The sequence below is a fragment of the Citrobacter werkmanii genome, from assembly GCF_008693645.1.
GTDB classification, from domain to species: Bacteria; Pseudomonadota; Gammaproteobacteria; order Enterobacterales; family Enterobacteriaceae; genus Citrobacter; species Citrobacter werkmanii.
In genome coordinates this window covers 4,882,691-4,900,529 of sequence record NZ_CP044101.1, presented here as the reverse complement: position 1 = coordinate 4,900,529, position 17,839 = coordinate 4,882,691, and the positions used below count along the sequence as shown (strand labels likewise).

The 17,839-nt window shown below is 52.2% G+C and carries 14 protein-coding genes, 1 tRNA gene and 1 other RNA gene; 13 read left to right on the top strand and 3 right to left on the bottom strand.

Translation table 11 applies throughout. The features are described 5' to 3' along the window. The first annotated feature begins 36 nt into the window (after positions 1–36). The 9 genes from FOB24_RS24105 to FOB24_RS24065 all read left to right on the top strand — a co-directional run bounded on the left by FOB24_RS24105 (position 37) and on the right by FOB24_RS24065 (position 8,089). Positions 37–113 (top strand) — tRNA-Pro (locus FOB24_RS24105). Positions 114–145: 32 nt separating this feature from the next. Next, positions 146–278: non-coding RNA, RtT sRNA (locus FOB24_RS24100), on the top strand. A gap of 580 nt (positions 279–858) precedes the next feature. Beyond that, the gene (locus tag FOB24_RS24350; RefSeq protein WP_162267364.1) at positions 859–1,095 is read left to right on the top strand and encodes a hypothetical protein; all 237 of its coding nucleotides are present in this window, start codon (positions 859–861) and stop codon (positions 1,093–1,095) included. Then, the gene (gene dppA / locus FOB24_RS24095) at positions 1,010–2,617 is read left to right on the top strand and encodes a dipeptide ABC transporter periplasmic-binding protein DppA (RefSeq protein WP_038635147.1); all 1,608 of its coding nucleotides are present in this window, start codon (positions 1,010–1,012) and stop codon (positions 2,615–2,617) included. Before FOB24_RS24350 ends, dppA begins: the two co-directional genes overlap by 86 nt. Before the next feature lie 166 nt (positions 2,618–2,783). Next, positions 2,784–3,803 (top strand): dipeptide ABC transporter permease DppB, encoded by a 1,020-nt coding sequence (dppB, locus tag FOB24_RS24085; protein ID WP_032940634.1) that lies wholly within the window; start codon positions 2,784–2,786, stop codon positions 3,801–3,803. 9 nt (positions 3,804–3,812) lie between these two features. Continuing rightward, on the top strand, positions 3,813–4,715 hold the full coding sequence (gene dppC / locus FOB24_RS24080; RefSeq protein ID WP_038635146.1) for a dipeptide ABC transporter permease DppC: 903 nt from the start codon (positions 3,813–3,815) through the stop codon (positions 4,713–4,715). A 10-nt stretch (positions 4,716–4,725) separates the two neighbouring features. Continuing rightward, the gene (dppD, locus tag FOB24_RS24075) at positions 4,726–5,709 is read left to right on the top strand and encodes a dipeptide ABC transporter ATP-binding protein (RefSeq protein ID WP_087857187.1); all 984 of its coding nucleotides are present in this window, start codon (positions 4,726–4,728) and stop codon (positions 5,707–5,709) included. Beyond that, positions 5,706–6,710: a dipeptide ABC transporter ATP-binding subunit DppF gene (gene dppF / locus FOB24_RS24070; RefSeq protein ID WP_038635143.1), complete on the top strand. Its 1,005-nt coding sequence runs from the start codon at positions 5,706–5,708 to the stop codon at positions 6,708–6,710. The genes dppD and dppF overlap by 4 nt, the downstream gene beginning before the upstream one ends. A 176-nt stretch (positions 6,711–6,886) precedes the next feature. Next, positions 6,887–8,089, top strand: a complete 1,203-nt coding sequence (locus FOB24_RS24065; RefSeq protein WP_085049071.1) for a sigma-54 interaction domain-containing protein — start codon at positions 6,887–6,889, stop codon at positions 8,087–8,089. 33 nt (positions 8,090–8,122) lie between these two features. Here the strand turns inward: FOB24_RS24065 and FOB24_RS24060 are convergent, their stop codons facing one another. Next, positions 8,123–9,421 (bottom strand): aromatic amino acid transport family protein, encoded by a 1,299-nt coding sequence (locus FOB24_RS24060; RefSeq protein ID WP_087857185.1) that lies wholly within the window; start codon positions 9,419–9,421, stop codon positions 8,123–8,125. A 117-nt stretch (positions 9,422–9,538) separates the two neighbouring features. Further along, entirely contained in the window at positions 9,539–10,735 is a 1,197-nt protein-coding gene (gene megL, locus FOB24_RS24055) for a methionine gamma-lyase (protein WP_150345545.1), read from the bottom strand. Between the two features lie 424 nt (positions 10,736–11,159). Between megL and FOB24_RS24050 the strand changes: the two genes are divergently transcribed. The 4 genes from FOB24_RS24050 (at position 11,160) to FOB24_RS24035 (ending at position 16,659) form a co-directional block, all read left to right on the top strand. After that, the gene (locus tag FOB24_RS24050) at positions 11,160–11,267 is read left to right on the top strand and encodes a type I toxin-antitoxin system toxin Ldr family protein (RefSeq protein WP_038635136.1); all 108 of its coding nucleotides are present in this window, start codon (positions 11,160–11,162) and stop codon (positions 11,265–11,267) included. 225 nt (positions 11,268–11,492) lie between these two features. Then, positions 11,493–13,499, top strand: a complete 2,007-nt coding sequence (gene hmsP / locus FOB24_RS24045) for a biofilm formation regulator HmsP (RefSeq protein WP_087857183.1) — start codon at positions 11,493–11,495, stop codon at positions 13,497–13,499. A 157-nt stretch (positions 13,500–13,656) separates the two neighbouring features. Beyond that, positions 13,657–14,943 carry a C4-dicarboxylate transporter DctC gene (gene dctA, locus FOB24_RS24040; protein WP_006687518.1) on the top strand — a complete coding sequence of 429 codons (1,287 nt, stop codon included), beginning with the start codon at positions 13,657–13,659 and terminating at the stop codon, positions 14,941–14,943. Positions 14,944–15,165: 222 nt separating this feature from the next. Then, the gene (locus tag FOB24_RS24035) at positions 15,166–16,659 is read left to right on the top strand and encodes a M16 family metallopeptidase (RefSeq protein WP_150345544.1); all 1,494 of its coding nucleotides are present in this window, start codon (positions 15,166–15,168) and stop codon (positions 16,657–16,659) included. 92 nt (positions 16,660–16,751) lie between these two features. Here FOB24_RS24035 and FOB24_RS24030 read toward each other — a convergent pair whose 3' ends face one another. After that, entirely contained in the window at positions 16,752–17,681 is a 930-nt protein-coding gene (locus tag FOB24_RS24030) for a 2-dehydro-3-deoxygluconokinase (RefSeq protein ID WP_150345543.1), read from the bottom strand. Positions 17,682–17,839 lie beyond the last annotated feature (158 nt).

The following is a 17,839-nucleotide window of genomic DNA, read 5'->3' as shown; positions in this document are numbered from 1 at the left end:
GGGCGCGCTGCTGAGCAGTAAGATGCGCCCCGCATTCGGTGATTGGCGCAGCCTGGTAGCGCACTTCGTTCGGGACGAAGGGGTCGGAGGTTCGAATCCTCTATCACCGACCAAATTTAAAACCCTGCTCAACGAGCAGGGTTTTTTGCATTATGGCCCGTGAGGATGAGAACCTCCGGGGGCAAGAGGTTCGACTCGAGCGTAGCGAGAGAACGTTGCGTTAGCAACGGCCCGCAGGGCGAGCCACGCAGTGGCGAGTAATCCTCTATCACCGACCAAATTCAAAACCCTGCTCAACGAGCAGGGTTTTTTGCATTTGTAGGCCTGATAAGCGCAGCGCCATCAGGCAATATTGGAGATATTGCGGATGGCGGCATGGACGCCTTATCCGGCCTACAGGCTCAGTTTCACCCCGGCGTGTATGGCGTTTCCAATCCCATCTTTGACCTTCATTTTGTCTACAAAAATTGTGCGCCACTTCCCACTGACTGTTAACGATTCTGTGACATATTCCATTGCCTTTTTTTATATTTGCATGAAACTTTTTTTGCGCTACTTATGGCTGAACCTGGCATTTTCCGCTGTGCGTTTTAACGTTCATGGTATTAATCGCTCAGATATGCAGCATTAATTTAGAAAGTTTTAAGAATTTGCATAAATGTTAATCACCAAATGTTGCGAAATATTAAGATATTTATTCTGGCACAGAGCGCGTAGCACAAATTTCCCTGCTGAAAATAGCCGTCTGCACTTTTTTTAATCTTTGTTTGTCAATTCTCACCGTTGGTGTAAATCACGGTTACCTGTATTGACGTTTTCACATTCTGTTGACAGATTGTAGGGCATGAGGGGCATTTCATGGAGAATCCGCACTGCAACTCAGTCGCTTATGTGAACGGAATCCCCATCCTCTTAACGCCGACCCGGCCGGGTAAAAAACAAAAAAGGCCAGGCGGTGCAAACCCACTGCAAAGGGTAAAACAACAAACATCACATTTGGAGCAGAAGAATGAGTATTTCCTTGAAGAAGTCAGGGATGCTGAAGCTTGGTCTGAGCCTGGTGGCCATGACCGTCGCAGCAAGCGTACAGGCTAAAACTCTGGTTTATTGTTCAGAAGGATCTCCTGAAGGCTTTAACCCGCAGCTTTTCACCTCTGGCACCACCTATGATGCCAGCTCCGTACCGATCTATAACCGCCTGGTTGAATTCAAAATCGGTACCACCGAAGTGATCCCGGGCCTTGCTGAGAAGTGGGAAATCAGCGAAGACGGTAAAACCTACACCTTCCACCTGCGCCAGGGCGTGAAGTGGCAGGACAATAAAGATTTCAAACCGACGCGCGATTTTAACGCCGATGACGTGGTGTTCTCGTTCGATCGTCAGAAAAATGCCCAGAACCCGTACCACAAAGTCTCTGGCGGCAGTTATGAATACTTCGAAGGGATGGGTCTGCCAGATCTGATCTCCGAAGTGAAAAAAGTGGACGATAAAACCGTTCAGTTCGTACTGACGCGTCCGGAAGCACCGTTCCTGGCCGATCTGGCGATGGACTTCGCTTCTATTCTTTCTAAAGAATACGCAGACAACATGCTGAAAGCCGGTTCCCCGGAGAAAGTAGACCTCAACCCAATTGGTACCGGTCCGTTCCAGCTGCAGCAATACCAGAAAGACTCCCGTATTCTGTATAAAGCTTTCCCAGGCTACTGGGGTACTAAGCCGCAGATCGACCGTCTGGTCTTCTCTATTACGCCTGATGCTTCCGTACGTTACGCCAAACTGCAGAAGAATGAGTGCCAGGTGATGCCGTATCCAAACCCGGCAGACATCGCGCGCATGAAGCAGGATAAAAACATCAACCTGATGGAGCAGGCTGGTCTGAACGTGGGCTACCTCTCTTACAACACCGAGAAGAAACCGTTTGATGACGTCAAAGTTCGTCAGGCGCTGACTTACGCGGTAAACAAAGAAGCGATCATCAAAGCCGTTTATCAGGGCGCTGGCGTGGCCGCGAAGAACCTGATCCCACCGACTATGTGGGGCTATAACGATGACATTAAAGACTACAGTTACGATCCTGAGAAAGCGAAAGCGCTGCTAAAAGAAGCCGGTCAGGACAAAGGCTTTACCGTTGAGCTGTGGGCAATGCCGGTACAGCGTCCGTACAACCCGAACGCACGCCGTATGGCGGAGATGGTTCAGGCTGACTGGGCGAAAATTGGCGTTCAGGCCAAGATTGTGACCTACGAGTGGGGCGAGTATCTGAAACGCGCCAAAGCGGGTGAGCATCAGGCCGTCATGATGGGCTGGACCGGTGACAACGGGGATCCGGATAACTTCTTCGCCACCCTGTTCAGCTGTGCGGCAGCGAAAGATGGTTCCAACTACTCTCGCTGGTGCTACAAGCCGTTTGAAGACTTGATCCAGCCGGCGCGTGCCACCGACGATCACAACAAGCGTATCGAACTGTACAAACAAGCTCAGGTTGTTATGCACGATCAGGCTCCGGCTCTGATTGTTGCTCACTCCACCGTGTACGAGCCAGTGCGTAAAGAAGTTAAAGGCTATGTGGTTGATCCATTAGGCAAACATCACTTCGAAAACGTCTCTGTCGAATAATTAAAAGCAATCAAGGAAGCGCTGCGCCCCGGTGTTGTGTAGGCCGGATAAGCGCAGCGCCATCCGGCGTAATGCTTTACCCGCGATGCAGTTTGCGTGGGATAAGATTTGTGAGCAATACAGACTCACGGTTCCAGGCCGTGCGTCATTAGAGAGAATCCGGGTTATGTTGCAGTTCATTCTCCGACGTTTGGGACTCGTCATCCCCACGTTTATCGGTATCACTCTTCTCACTTTTGCCTTCGTCCATATGATCCCCGGCGATCCGGTAATGATCATGGCGGGTGAGCGTGGGATCTCCCCTGAGCGTCATGCTCAACTGCTGGCCGAACTTGGTTTGGATAAACCGATGTGGCAGCAGTACCTCCATTATATCTGGGGGGTTATGCATGGTGACTTAGGTATCTCGCTGAAAAGCCGTTTACCTGTGTGGGATGAGTTCGTGCCTCGTTTTAAAGCCACGCTGGAACTCGGCGTCTGCGCGATGATTTTCGCCGTCGCAGTAGGTATTCCGGTGGGGGTACTTGCTGCCGTGAAGCGCGGCTCCATTTTCGATCACACCGCCGTTGGCCTGGCGCTGACCGGTTACTCTATGCCGATTTTCTGGTGGGGCATGATGCTGATCATGCTGGTTTCCGTGCAGTTAAACCTGACCCCGGTTTCCGGCCGGGTGAGCGACATGGTATTCCTTGATGATTCCAACCCGCTGACCGGTTTTATGCTGATAGATACCGCCATCTGGGGCGAAGAGGGTAACTTTATTGATGCGCTGGCGCATATGATCCTGCCAGCGATGGTGCTGGGTACCATTCCTCTGGCGGTAATTGTGCGTATGACCCGTTCATCAATGCTGGAAGTACTGGGTGAAGATTACATTCGTACCGCCCGTGCCAAAGGTCTGACCCGGATGCGCGTCATCATTATTCACGCTTTGCGTAACGCCATGCTGCCCGTCGTGACCGTTATCGGCCTGCAGGTTGGGACATTGCTGGCCGGGGCGATCCTGACCGAGACTATCTTCTCATGGCCTGGGCTGGGACGCTGGCTGATCGATGCGCTACAGCGCCGCGATTATCCGGTGGTGCAGGGCGGGGTGTTACTGGTCGCGACGATGATTATTCTCGTCAACCTGCTGGTAGACCTGCTGTACGGCGTGGTGAACCCGCGTATTCGTCATAAGAAGTAAGGGGCCATCATGTCACAGGTTACTGAAAATAAAGTTATTGCCGCACCGGTGCCAATGACCCCGATGCAGGAGTTCTGGCACTATTTCAAGCGTAATAAAGGCGCGGTTGTCGGGCTGGTTTATGTTGTCATCATGATTCTGATTGCGGTCTTTGCGAATGTTCTCGCCCCGTATAATCCGGCTGAGCAGTTCCGTGATGCGCTGCTGGCGCCGCCTGCGTGGCAGGAAGGCGGCACGATGGCGCACCTGTTTGGTACTGACGATGTGGGCCGCGATGTGCTCTCGCGTCTGATGTACGGCGCGCGTCTGTCGCTGTTGGTCGGCTGTCTGGTCGTGGTGCTCTCCCTGCTGATGGGCGTAATTCTCGGGCTGGTCGCCGGTTATTTTGGCGGGATTATCGATAACGTCATCATGCGCGTGGTCGATATCATGCTGGCGCTGCCGAGCCTGTTACTGGCGCTGGTGCTGGTGGCGGTATTTGGTCCTTCGATTGGCAACGCCGCGTTGGCGCTGACGTTCGTGGCGTTACCGCACTATGTGCGTCTGACGCGCGCCGCCGTGCTGGTGGAAGTCAACCGCGACTACGTTACTGCTTCGCGCGTGGCGGGTGCCGGTGCGATGCGCCAGATGTTCGTCAATATTTTGCCTAACTGTCTTGCGCCGCTGATTGTTCAGGCATCGCTTGGTTTCTCTAACGCCATTCTCGATATGGCTGCCCTCGGCTTTCTGGGGATGGGCGCACAGCCGCCTACGCCGGAATGGGGCACCATGCTCTCTGACGTTCTGCAGTTTGCCCAAAGCGCCTGGTGGGTCGTGACCTTCCCGGGGCTGGCGATCCTGCTGACGGTGCTGGCATTTAACCTGATGGGTGACGGTCTGCGTGACGCGCTCGATCCCAAACTGAAGCAGTAAGAGGTTCGAGATGGCGTTATTAAATGTAGATAAATTATCGGTGCACTTCGGCGACGTAGGCTCCGAGTTCCGCGCCGTAGACCGCATTAGCTACAGTGTGAACCAGGGGGAAGTGGTTGGCATTGTGGGTGAATCCGGCTCTGGTAAGTCTGTCAGTTCGCTGGCGATTATGGGGTTGATTGACTACCCTGGCCGCGTGATGGCCGAAAATCTGGAGTTTAACGGTCGTGACCTGAAGCGCATCTCTGAGAAAGAGCGTCGTCAGTTAGTCGGCGCAGAAGTGGCAATGATTTTCCAGGATCCGATGACCAGCCTTAACCCGTGCTACACCGTCGGCTATCAGATTATGGAAGCCATCAAAGTGCATCAGGGCGGCAATAAAAAAACGCGCGTTCAGCGGGCGATTGACCTGCTGACGTTGGTGGGGATCCCCGATCCGGCCTCGCGTCTGGACGTGTATCCGCACCAGTTGTCTGGTGGGATGAGCCAGCGCGTGATGATCGCGATGGCGATTGCCTGTCGTCCGAAGCTGCTAATTGCCGACGAACCGACGACGGCGCTGGACGTGACCATTCAGGCGCAGATCATTGAGCTGCTGCTGGAGTTGCAGCAAAAAGAGAATATGGCGCTGGTTTTGATTACCCACGACCTGGCGCTGGTGGCGGAAGCGGCACACAAAATCATCGTGATGTACGCCGGGCAGGTCGTGGAAACCGGCGCTGCGCAGGATATTTTCCGCGCGCCGCGTCATCCGTATACCCAGGCATTGCTACGTGCGTTACCAGAGTTTGCGCAGGATAAAGCGCGTCTGGCTTCGTTGCCAGGTGTGGTCCCAGGTAAATATGACCGTCCGAACGGCTGTTTGCTGAACCCGCGCTGTCCGTATGCAACCGACAAATGCCGCGCTGAAGAACCTGAACTGAATCTGCTGGAAGGCGGTCGTCAGTCGAAATGCCACTACCCACTTGATGATGCCGGGAGGCCCACACTATGAGTACGCATGAGGCCACCTTGCAACAGCCACTATTGCAGGCTATCGATCTGAAAAAACACTACCCGGTAAAGAAGGGATTATTTTCCCCTGAGCGCCTGGTGAAGGCGCTGGACGGCGTCTCCTTTACTCTTGAACGCGGTAAAACGCTGGCGGTAGTAGGCGAGTCTGGCTGTGGAAAATCCACGCTTGGCCGTCTGTTGACGATGATTGAAGTTCCAACTGGCGGTGAGCTGTATTACCAGGGGCAGGATCTGCTCAAGCACGATCCGCAAGCGCAGAAGCTGCGTCGGCAGAAAATCCAGATTGTGTTCCAGAACCCGTACGGTTCTCTGAATCCGCGTAAGAAAGTGGGGCAGATTCTGGAAGAGCCGTTGCTGATCAACTCCACGCTCAGCAAAGAGCAGCGGCGTGAAAAAGCGCTGGCGATGATGGCGAAAGTGGGGCTAAAAACTGAGCACTACGATCGTTACCCGCACATGTTCTCTGGCGGCCAGCGTCAGCGTATCGCCATTGCCCGTGGTCTGATGCTGGACCCGGACGTGGTGATAGCCGACGAACCGGTCTCGGCGCTCGACGTTTCAGTGCGTGCGCAGGTCCTGAATCTGATGATGGATTTACAACAGGATCTTGGACTGTCCTACGTTTTTATCTCGCACGACCTGTCGGTGGTGGAGCACATTGCCGATGAAGTGATGGTGATGTATTTAGGCCGCTGTGTGGAAAAAGGGACCAAGGATCAGATCTTCAATAATCCGCGTCATCCGTATACCCAGGCGCTACTTTCAGCCACACCACGTCTGAACCCGGACGACCGCCGCGAACGTATCAAGCTGACCGGCGAGCTGCCAAGCCCGCTGAATCCGCCGCCGGGCTGTGCGTTCAACGCCCGCTGCCGCCGTCGTTTTGGTCCGTGTACCCAGCTTCAGCCGCAGTTGAAAGATTATGGCGGTCAATTGGTGGCCTGTTTCGCCGTGGACCAGGATGAAAACCCACAGCGATAAACGTGGGTTATGACCTAATAACCGGAGCCTTGTGCTCCGGTTTTTTTATATTTTGTTTTTACGTCCACAATGTGAGTCCTCTGGCAGAACATTATTCCATAGCGTCTAAAATGTAGTCAGATACCCTTTTGTCACAGAAATAGCGATTTCGCAGTTGCTAACGATCAGGAGCAAATGTGGTCACGATACGCTGGGATATTAAAACAATTGATCGACTATCGATGGTTGAGGATGTCCTGAAGGAATTTTCCTGCTGTGATATCAATATCATCTCAATGAAAGTCACACCGGGACGGATCCTGATTAAATCCTGGTGCCGCCAGCTGCAGGATATTTCCTACGTGCAAACGTGTTTGAGCCAGCGAGCCGATATTATTAATGTCGCTTACCTGTGTGAAGAGATAAGCGAACTGTCAACGTCCGAGCCGGAACGCCCGCGCTATTTCTCTGACATTATTTGCACTAGCCAGAGCATGCGCTTGCTTATCGAAAAGGCGATCAGAATTGCCGACAGCAAATATACCGTTCTGATCCGCGGTGACACCGGAACCGGCAAGGAGCTACTGGCTCGGGCTATCCATAATTCCGGGAAGCGGCGGTTTTATCCGTTTATTCCGGTCAACTGCTCTGCATTGCCTGAGTCGCTGATGGAGAGTGAATTCTTTGGCTATGAGAAAGGAGCCTTTAGCGGCGCAGATTGTAAAGGCAAAAAAGGGCTGTTTGAAATGGCCGATAAAGGCACCCTTTTTCTTGATGAGTTTGGTGAAATGTCGCTGAGCTTACAGGCTAAATTACTGCGCGTGCTTCAGGATGGTGGGATTCGTCGCGTTGGCGGCGCACAAATTATACCGGTTAATGTACGTATTATTGTGGCAACCAACGCTAATCTGGAAGAGATGGTGGAACAACGTCTGTTGCGCGCCGATCTCTATTATCGCATCAACGTACTTTCACTCACCATTCCTCCCTTACGGGAGCGCCCGCAGGATATTAGTCTGCTTATTCGCCACTTTGTGCAGAAGTATGCGAAGGAGTTCCAGCGCCGGATAATCCTGGATAAAGCCTGTTTTGCGGCCTTGCATCATCACGCCTGGCCGGGAAACGTTCGTGAACTGGAAAATACCATTATTCGTCTGATGCTGATGGCGGAATCGGATGTCATCACCCTGGACGAACTGGGAATGGTGAATTTACCTGCGGTTGAACAAGCCCCAACGGAACGCCCTTTTAAAGAACAAGTGCTTAGTGCTGAGCGCCAGCTCATCGAACAAATGGTAGAAGATAATGTGTCGTCGCGGCATATCGCTAAAGCGTTGGGGGTGTCGCATACCACGGTGTTGAATAAAATTCGCAGCTATCAGTTGGAGAGTGTGAGTTAAGCGCCGCCAGTGGCTGACGGCGCGTTAGACGGGTTATTCAATCAGCTTCAATAATGGCGACAGGCACAGCAGAATTCCGTACAGCAGAATCAGCCAGGTTTTAACACCGCGCAATTTCTCTAACTGCGTCACTTTATAGATCAGGAAAAACGGAATAATACACGACACAATCCCGTACAGTGGGCTCCCCAATTGGAAGAATACCAGCACCGATACGCGGAACGACACCCAAATAACCAGAGTAATCACAATAAATGTGCAAATACCCAGCGTGAGCACCAGCGGATTAATTTTCTCAACGTCAATGACGCGACTCAGGATGTTAAGAATAATACCCTTAATGGCCTCATGGAATCCCAGGTAAATACCAAAAAACGCCGTTAATACGGCGAAGATATTCAGTACCGTTGAGGTGATATGAATAATTTGTCCTGGAATAACCTGCGCTGCCAGCGCCAGGGCGGAAATATTTTGCTCAAAGGCCGAAACGGCCTCTTCATGGCTAATAGAAAAGGTAAAAGAGAAGGAGAAAAACAGAATAACCGCAATCAGCGTAATGTAACTGATGCGATGCGTGCGAATCGCCATGCGCGTCGCCAGTACCCGGTCAGCCACCCGTTTGCGATAAGCGATGTTCATTGGGTTTAATACCTGAATAAACACCGCTGAGAAGAAGCAGAACGGGATGGTCAACAGCACGTTGCGAAAGAAAACCGAGGCTTCAGGAAACGCGCTGATATTGCTAAAGTTCCAGTGCGGGATCATCGCAAAACCAAACACGATGATGATACCCACTTTTACTACTACCATCGGACCGGAGATTTTGAACAGCAGCTTTTCTCCCCCGGATGCAATGGCGACCAGCACGGCAAAAATGGCTACTTTGTAGATTATTGACTGCGAAAGGTCGGACTCGGTCAAGCCAAAAGTTTTGATATAAGAGGCACTGTCAAATACTACTGATAGGGAATAAATAAATATGCCGTGAATAATCATCAGGAAATAGATGACGCCAAGAAATACGCCCCAGTTTTTCCCCAGATAATGACTTATAATATCGGTATAGTCATTACAGGTTTCACTCTCTGATAATGTTTTTAAATAAATGTCCTGCACAATATAAGTTGCGGGATAAGCAATAATAAAGGCGACAATAAATACCCAAATACCTGTTAAGCCAATTTGTACCGGCATCAGTACTGTTCCGGCGCCAATTGCCATGCCGATACAGAGTAATACCCAGCCAAAATCGTATTTCGTAAACGGTATCTTTTTTGAGATTGGTACGGCGGTTGCTGTATTGTTGCTTAATTGTAATGTGTTGTCCTGCATAGAACCCCCTGCCCAAAATACACGCTCTCCCCGGAAAAGGATTGCGCGTATAGCCAGACTGTTGTGCCTTGATTCTCAACAGTCTGAACCGATCGGCGTCGGTTCAGACTGTAGTGGTCAGAATGTTGCCTTTCTGATGGCGTGTTCAAGGTCGTTAATAATATCTTCTGGATCTTCAAGACCCACAGAAAGACGGATAAGCCCGTCGGTAATACCTGCTTTAAGCCGTTCCTCTGGCGCAACGGGCGAATGTGTCATAGACGCTGGGTGCTGAATGAGGGTTTCGGTATCACCGAGACTGACCGCGAGGAGGCACAATTCTACAGAATTGATCATCCGTCTGCCAGCCTCGAGGCCGCCGGCGATTTCGAAGCTGATAATTCCTCCTGGCAGACTCATCTGCCGTTGGCCAAGCTCATACTGCGGATGTGAAGAGAGGCCGGGATAATAAACGTGGGTGATGGATGGATGCCCTTCCAGGAAGCGGGCGATTTTCATCGCATTTTCGCAGTGACGCTCCATTCGAATGCCCAGTGTTTTAACGCCGCGCAGCGTTAACCAGGCGTTGAACGGACTCATGCAGCCGCCGGTGATATCTTTCAGCCCCACAAACCGCGCCTGGTCAATAAACTCCTGCTTGCCGACGATAATGCCGCCAATCACATCCCCGTGACCGTTGATATATTTGGTGACGCTGTGCACCACGATGTCTGCGCCCAGTTGCAAAGGCTGCTGACAGTACGGCGACATAAAGGTGTTATCCACCACCAACACTGCGCCTTGCTGATGGGCAATATCGGCCACCGTTTCAATATCAACCAATGAGAGCGTCGGGTTGGCGGGCGTTTCGATATACACCACTTTGGTTTCCGGGCGCATGGCGGCGCGAATTTCTTCAGGATTCGCCGCATCGACAAAGCTGACGTTAATCCCGAACTTCGGCATGCTGTGCGACAGAAACGCGTGGGTGCAGCCGTAAATTGCGCTGGCGGAAACGATATGGTCACCCTGCTGGCACAATGTCAGCAGGGTTGTAGTGATGGCAGAAATACCGGACGCGGTTGCCAGTCCGGCTTCACCTCTTTCCAGCACCGCCAGCTTTTTCTCCAGCGCATCGGTGGTGGGGTTACCCAAACGAGTATAAATGTACCCGGACTCCTCAAGCGCAAAGCGGGCGGCACCTTGTTCGGCGCTGTCAAATACAAATGTTGAAGTCTGGAAAATAGGCGTACTGAGCGCGCCAGTTGAAGGGTCGGGTTGTTGCCCCGCGTGAACGATCTGGGTGTTGAATCCGTAAGTACGACAGTCAGACATGATATCTCCTTTAATTCGGAACAGAACAGCTCACACTCAAATAGCAATCGCTGTGCCAGAAAATGAATTAATAGATATCAATGGGTTATGTGTTTTCCTTGATTGATGGTCGGCAGGAATGTTGCCAACTGGCAAGAATCTTTCCAGCGTACTGGCGAGAAAAGGGTGAAGTGCGAGGCGCTACGCAGAGCGGAATATTGCGCAGTGATATGGCGAATGGGCTACCGTAGAATCAGCGGCAAGCCGGGAATTCCCGGTGAGGCGCAATGTTGCGGGGGCTTGATCCCCGGCGGCATCGGTTGCTGGAAAGAGAAAACCCCCGCACGTTGTTCAGTATAAACCTGGCAACAAAACGGGGGCTAACTTGACTCCAGACAAGTTAAGGATAGCCGCGAACAGTTGCCATTGCAACACAGGCGGCTATATGACGCTCGTACAGTTAGGCGTGGCCTTCTGGCACGATTTAGCGGCTCCAATCATCGCTGGTATTATTGCCAGTCTGATTGTGAGCTGGCTACGTAACAGGAAGTAATGCGCTTAGTGGGCGTCTGCCTGCCGTGATGGCAATATGCGCCCGAACCAGGCCGCAGGGGTGACCTTGCGGCCTTTTTCGGCTTAAATGCAGATAAATCTCGTCGTCAGGTGCCTATCCTGTCGCGATAATGCACGCTGGGAAGTTTTCAGATACCGTCTCTCTTAATACCGCTACGATCGGGTATACTCTGACGGCAGTTTCGTCTATCCGTGGAGAGTCAGTTTGCGTGTCAGTCGCTCGTTAACAATTAAGCAGATGGCAATGGTCGCGGCCGTTGTCATGGTGTTTGTTTTCATTTTTTGCACCGTTTTGTTGTTCCATCTGGTACAGCAGAACCGCTATAACACGGCTACACAACTGGAAAGTATCGCTCGCTCCGTCCGTGAACCTCTTTCCGACACTATCCTGAAAGGGGATATTCCCGAAGCGGAAGCCATTTTACGCAGCATTCGGCCAGCGGGTGTGGTCAGCCGCGCTGATGTGGTGCTGCCTAATCAGTTTCAGGCGCTGCGGATGAGCTTTATTCCCGAACGCCCGGTTCCCGTTACGGTGACCCGCCTGTTTGAGCTTCCGGTGCAAATTTCGCTGCCGGTCTATTCACTTGAGCGCTCAGCGAACCCACAGCCGCTGGCGTATCTGGTGCTGCAGGCGGATTCGTACCGCATGTACAAGTTTGTGATGAGCACACTCTCAACGTTAGTGACCATTTACTTACTTTTGTCGTTAATACTCACGGTAGCCATCTCATGGTGTATTAACCGTTTGATTGTGCACCCATTGCGCAAAATCGCTCGCGAGCTGAACGACATTCAACAGCAGGACCTGATTGGCTATCAACTGGCATTACCACGTCTGCATCAGGATGATGAGATTGGTATGCTGGTGCGTAGCTACAACCTCAATCAGCAGCTCATCAAACGCCATAGCGAAGAGCAAAGCGACCATTCGATGCGCTTCCCGGTTTCCGAATTGCCCAACAAGTCGTTTTTAATGGGATTGCTGGAGCAGGTGGTGACGCGTCAGCAAACGACGGCGCTGATGATTGTCACCTGTGAAACCCTGCGTGATACCGCGGGCGTGTTAACCGAAACTCAGCGAGAAATCTTGCTGCTGACGTTAGTCGAAAAACTAAAATCGGTATTGGCCCCCAGAATGGTGCTTACCCAGGTGAGCGGCTATGACTTCGCCATCATCGCGCATGGTGTAAAAGAGCCCTGGCATGCCATTACACTAGGTCAGCAAGTACTCACTATCGTTAATGAGCGGTTACCGATTCAGGGCATTCAACTACGTCCGAACTGCAACATCGGGGTGGCGATGTTTTATGGTGATTTAACCGCAGAGCAGCTCTACCGCCGTGCCCTTTCCGCCGTGTTAACGTCGCGTCATAAGGGTAAAAACCAAATTCAGTTCTTTGATCCGTTGCAGATGGAAGAGGCGCAGCAGCGTTTAACCCAGGAGAACGATATTTTAACCGCCATGGATAACCAGCAGTTTGCGCTCTGGATGCAGCCCCAGGTAGAGATGTCCAGCGGCAAGGTATTGAGCGCAGAAGCATTATTGCGGATGCAGCAGCCGGACGGTAGCTGGGAGCTGCCAGAAGGGTTAATCGACAGAATTGAGTCTTGTGGTCTGATGGTGACCGTCGGTTATTGGGTGCTGGAAGAAACATGCCGCCAGCTGTCAGCCTGGCAAGAACGCGGTCTGATGCTGCCGCTCTCGGTGAATTTATCCGCTCTCCAGTTGATGCACCCCAATATGGTGTCTGATCTGCTGGAGTTGTTAACGCGCTATCGCATTAAGCCTGGCACATTGATCCTCGAAGTGACTGAAAGCCGACATATTGACGATCCCAATGCCGCGGTGGCCATTTTGCGACCGCTGCGCAACGCGGGCGTGCGCATCGCGCTGGACGATTTTGGCATGGGGTATGCGGGTCTGCGGCAGCTACAGCATATGAAGTCGCTACCGGTGGATGTACTCAAAATCGATAAGATGTTTGTCGATGGCGTGCCCGAAGATTGCAGCATGATCTCCGCCATCATTCAATTGGCACACAGTCTCAACTTGCAGATGATCGCCGAAGGCGTTGAAACGGAAGCGCAACGCGAATGGTTATCACAAGCAGGGGTGGAAGTGGCGCAAGGCTTCCTGTTTGCCCGACCGGTTCCGGCAAATATCTTTGAAGAACGTTATCTGGCACCGGAAGACGCTGATTACAAAAGTTAAAAAAGGTCTCGCTTGTGCGAGCCAGCTCAAAATTTTTAACATTTTTGTATCAATTATGATCCAGGTGCATTTCTGTCATGTTGAGTGGGTGTTACTTTAAGGCCGCAGGTTAAACAAAACCTTACAAGACCTGTGGTTTTTACTTTAAGGACACCCTATGAAGACCTCTATATTCAAAAGCCTTTACTTTCAGGTCCTGACAGCAATTGCCATTGGTATTCTCCTTGGCCATTACTACCCTGAATTAGGCGCCCAAATGAAGCCGCTTGGTGATGCTTTCGTTAAGCTCATCAAGATGGTCATCGCACCTGTCATCTTCTGTACTGTCGTGACCGGCATTGCAGGCATGGAAAGTATGAAAGCAGTAGGCCGCACCGGTGCGGTTGCACTGCTCTATTTTGAAATTGTCAGTACGATTGCGCTGATCATCGGCCTCATCATCGTCAACGTGGTGCAACCCGGTGCCGGGATGAACGTCGATCCGGCAACGCTGGATGCCAAAGCGGTAGCGATTTACGCCGAACAGGCAAAAGACCAGGGGATCGTAGGTTTCCTGATGGACATTATCCCTGCGAGCGTCATTGGCGCGTTTGCCAGCGGTAACATCCTGCAGGTATTACTGTTTGCGGTAATGTTTGGTTTTGCTCTGCATCGTCTGGGCAGCAAAGGCCAGATGATTTTCAACGTAATTGAAAGCTTCTCGCAGGTTATTTTCGGCATCATCAATATGATCATGCGCCTGGCGCCGATCGGTGCTTTCGGTGCCATGGCTTTTACCATCGGTAAATATGGCGTCGGAACGCTGGTGCAACTGGGGCAGCTGATAATCTGCTTCTACATCACCTGTATTCTGTTTGTGGTTCTGGTACTGGGTTCCATTGCTCGCGCGACTGGCTTCAGCATCTTCAAATTCATCCGCTATATCCGTGAAGAACTGCTGATCGTACTGGGTACGTCTTCATCTGAATCCGCACTGCCGCGTATGCTCGATAAAATGGAGAAACTGGGCTGTCGGAAGTCGGTTGTCGGGTTGGTTATACCCACGGGGTACTCGTTTAACCTTGATGGGACATCCATCTATCTGACGATGGCGGCGGTGTTTATCGCTCAGGCCACCAACAGTCATATGGATATTTTCCATCAGATAACCCTGCTGGTCGTGCTCCTGCTCTCCTCAAAAGGGGCTGCGGGTGTGACCGGGAGTGGCTTCATTGTTCTGGCCGCGACTATCTCTGCGGTGGGGCATTTACCGGTCGCTGGCCTGGCGCTGATTCTCGGTATTGACCGCTTTATGTCTGAAGCCCGTGCGCTGACCAACCTGATTGGTAACGGTGTGGCAACTGTCGTTGTGGCTAAATGGGTGAAAGAATTGGATACCAAAAAGCTGGATGACACGCTGAATAATCGTGCGCCGGATGGCAAAACGCACGATTTATCCTCTTAATCTCGTCACTTATGCCCGTAGTCCCTTCCAGGACTGCGGGTGTTTGCGCATAATTACCCCCTGTGCCTGAAACCGTCGATTCGGCGGCGTCGGGATTTTTTCACTTCCTCCGTGACATTTTCATGTTCTTGCGGTCTAACACGAAGTGTTTTTAACGTCATATTCAGAGAGTCCTTTCGCGGGCTGTCTTTTTATTACCAGGATAGTTGATCAGGGGTTCACATGCAGGGCACAAAAATTCGACTTTTAGCGGGCGGCTTGCTGATGATGGCCACTGCCGGCTATGTGCAGGCAGATGCGCTCCAGCCTGACCCGGCGTGGCAACAGGGCACGCTGACAAATGGTCTACAGTGGCAAGTGCTAGCCACTCCCCAGCGCCCCAGCGACCGTATTGAGGTTCGCCTGCTGGTCAATACCGGTTCACTCACCGAAAGTACGCAACAGAGTGGTTTCAGCCATGCGATCCCGCGTATCGCGCTGACGCAAAGCGGTGGCCTCGATGCCACGCAAGCCCGTTCACTGTGGCAGCAGGGGTTCGATCCCAAACGTCCCATGCCGCCCGTTATCGTTTCTTATGATTCCACGCTATATAACCTCAGTCTGCCTAACAGTCGTAACGACTTGCTGAAAGAGTCACTTACTTACCTGGCGAATATTTCCGGCAATCTGAGCATCACTCCTGAAACGGTTAATCATGCGCTGAGTAGCGAAGATATGGTCGCAACCTGGCCGTCAGATACCAAAGAGGGGTGGTGGCGTTACCGTCTGAAGGGATCAACTCTACTGGGGCACGATCCAGCTGATCCGCTAAAAACGCCTGTCGATGCCGCGAAAATCCACTCCTTCTACCAGAAATGGTATACCCCGGACGCGATGACGCTGATTATCGTGGGTAACGTAGATGCGCGCAGCGTGGCTGAACAAATCAATAAAACCTTTGGCGAGTTAAAAGGAAAACGGGAAACCCCAGCGCCGGTGCCGACGCTTTCGCCGCTGCGTGCGGAAGCCGTGAGCATTATGACCGATGCGGTACGTCAGGATCGCCTTTCCATCATGTGGGACACGCCATGGCAGCCAATCCGTGAATCCGCCGCGCTGTTGCGCTACTGGCGCGCTGATTTAGCCCGTGAAGCGCTGTTCTGGCATATTCAGCAGGAACTGACCAAAAACAATGCCAAAGATATCGGCCTTGGATTTGATTGTCGGGTGCTGTTCCTGCGTGCCCAGTGCGCTATCAACGTGGAATCGCCGAACGGTAAGCTCAATGCGAACCTCGGTACGGTTGCGCGTGAGCTGGCGAAAGTGCGTGATAAGGGCCTGCCGGAAGAAGAGTTCAATGCGCTGGTGGCGCAAAAAAATCTGGAACTGCAGAAACTGTTTGCCACCTATGGCCGTACCGATACCGACATTTTGATCAGCCAGCGTTTGCGCTCGCTGCAAAATCAGGTGGTGGATATCGCGCCTGAACAGTATCAGCGTTTACGCCAGAGCTTCCTCAACAGTCTGAACGTTGAGATGCTGAATCAGGATCTGCGCCAGCAATTGTCGCAAGATATGGCGTTAATTCTGCTGCAGCCGAAGGGGGAGCCTGAATTCAATATGAAGGAACTGCAGGCGACGTGGGATAGCATTATGGCGCCCGTTACCGCGGCGGCAACGCCGGTAGAAACGGATGAATCACATCCTGAAGTGACGGATATCCCGCCGGTACAGTAACCTCCAGGCCGGATAAGGCGATTACGTTGCCATCCGGCCTTGGGTGGGTAGGCCGGGGGCGCTTCGCTTGCCCGGCCTACAAGAACAACACGTTATTGCGGCATAGCGTCGCGTGGGATAATCGCCCCGCGATGCTGAATCACCGTGCTTGCCGTCAGGTGACCACGTTTTGCGGCATCGGCGGCATTGCCACCGGTCAGACGTACCGCCAGATACCCGGCGCTGAAGGAGTCTCCCGCTGCGGTGGTATCAATCACTTTCTCTTTCGGTAATTTAACGGCCGGGACGTCGATCAGCGTTTCACCCTCGATAGAAACCAGACAAGAGTCTGCGCCGCGCTTCACCACGACTTCCTGAACGCCAGCCGCGTGAGTACGGGCAATCACCTCGGCTACAGGTTTTTCACCCCACAATGCGTCTTCATCATCCAGCGTCAGGAACGCGATATTGGTGCATTCCAGCATCTGCTGATAAACCTGCTGCGTTTCTTCTTTGCTGCTCCACAGGCGTGGGCGGTAGTTATTGTCAAAAATGATTTTTCCACCGTTAGCGCGGCATTCACGCAGTAACGTCAGCAGTTTGTCACGGCTGGCCGGGCTTAGAATCGCCAGGCTGATTCCGCTCAGATACAGATAGTCAAATGTCGCCAGCTCTTCGCAAATCGCGGCGGACTGTTCGCTCTCCAGCCAGAATTTTGCGGCAGCTTCATTACGCCAGTAATAGAAGGTGCGCTCGCCGGTGCTGTCGGTCTCAATGTAGTAGAGTCCCGGCAGGCGGTTTTCCATACGCTGGGTTAATGAGGTGTCAACATTTTCACCCTGCCAGGAGTCGAGCATTTGTTGGCTGAAACTGTCAGTACCCAGTGCAGTCACATAGTGTACCGAAAGCGCCGCCGCATCGACCTGGCGGGCGATATAAACGGATGTATTCAACGTGTCGCCACCGAATCCGCGCTGAACGTCGGCGCCTTTCTGTGACAGCTCAATCATGCATTCGCCAATCACGGCAATCTTTCTGGACATAGTCGTAACCTGCTCTGAAAAAAATTAGCGTTAGTGTGCGCTGTGGGTGTTAAGTGGTCAACCATATTAAAACAACGTTCCATTATTTTTTTGAGCCAGCACGTGTTCTGTGTTGTTTTTTGCCGCCTGGTTTTTATTTTGCCTGCGGCGGAACGTAA

Coding starts and splice junctions, on each gene's coding strand:
- FOB24_RS24350 (WP_162267364.1), top strand. CDS start 859: ATGGAGAATCCGCACTGCAACTCAGTCGCTTATGTGAACGGAATCCCC.
- dppA (WP_038635147.1), top strand. CDS start 1,010: ATGAGTATTTCCTTGAAGAAGTCAGGGATGCTGAAGCTTGGTCTGAGC.
- dppB (WP_032940634.1), top strand. CDS start 2,784: ATGTTGCAGTTCATTCTCCGACGTTTGGGACTCGTCATCCCCACGTTT.
- FOB24_RS24060 (WP_087857185.1), bottom strand. CDS start 9,421: ATGCAGGACAACACATTACAATTAAGCAACAATACAGCAACCGCCGTA.
- FOB24_RS24030 (WP_150345543.1), bottom strand. CDS start 17,681: ATGTCCAGAAAGATTGCCGTGATTGGCGAATGCATGATTGAGCTGTCA.
- dppD (WP_087857187.1), top strand. CDS start 4,726: ATGGCGTTATTAAATGTAGATAAATTATCGGTGCACTTCGGCGACGTA.
- dctA (WP_006687518.1), top strand. CDS start 13,657: ATGAAGACCTCTATATTCAAAAGCCTTTACTTTCAGGTCCTGACAGCA.
- FOB24_RS24050 (WP_038635136.1), top strand. CDS start 11,160: ATGACGCTCGTACAGTTAGGCGTGGCCTTCTGGCACGATTTAGCGGCT.
- FOB24_RS24035 (WP_150345544.1), top strand. CDS start 15,166: ATGCAGGGCACAAAAATTCGACTTTTAGCGGGCGGCTTGCTGATGATG.
- dppF (WP_038635143.1), top strand. CDS start 5,706: ATGAGTACGCATGAGGCCACCTTGCAACAGCCACTATTGCAGGCTATC.
- dppC (WP_038635146.1), top strand. CDS start 3,813: ATGTCACAGGTTACTGAAAATAAAGTTATTGCCGCACCGGTGCCAATG.
- megL (WP_150345545.1), bottom strand. CDS start 10,735: ATGTCTGACTGTCGTACTTACGGATTCAACACCCAGATCGTTCACGCG.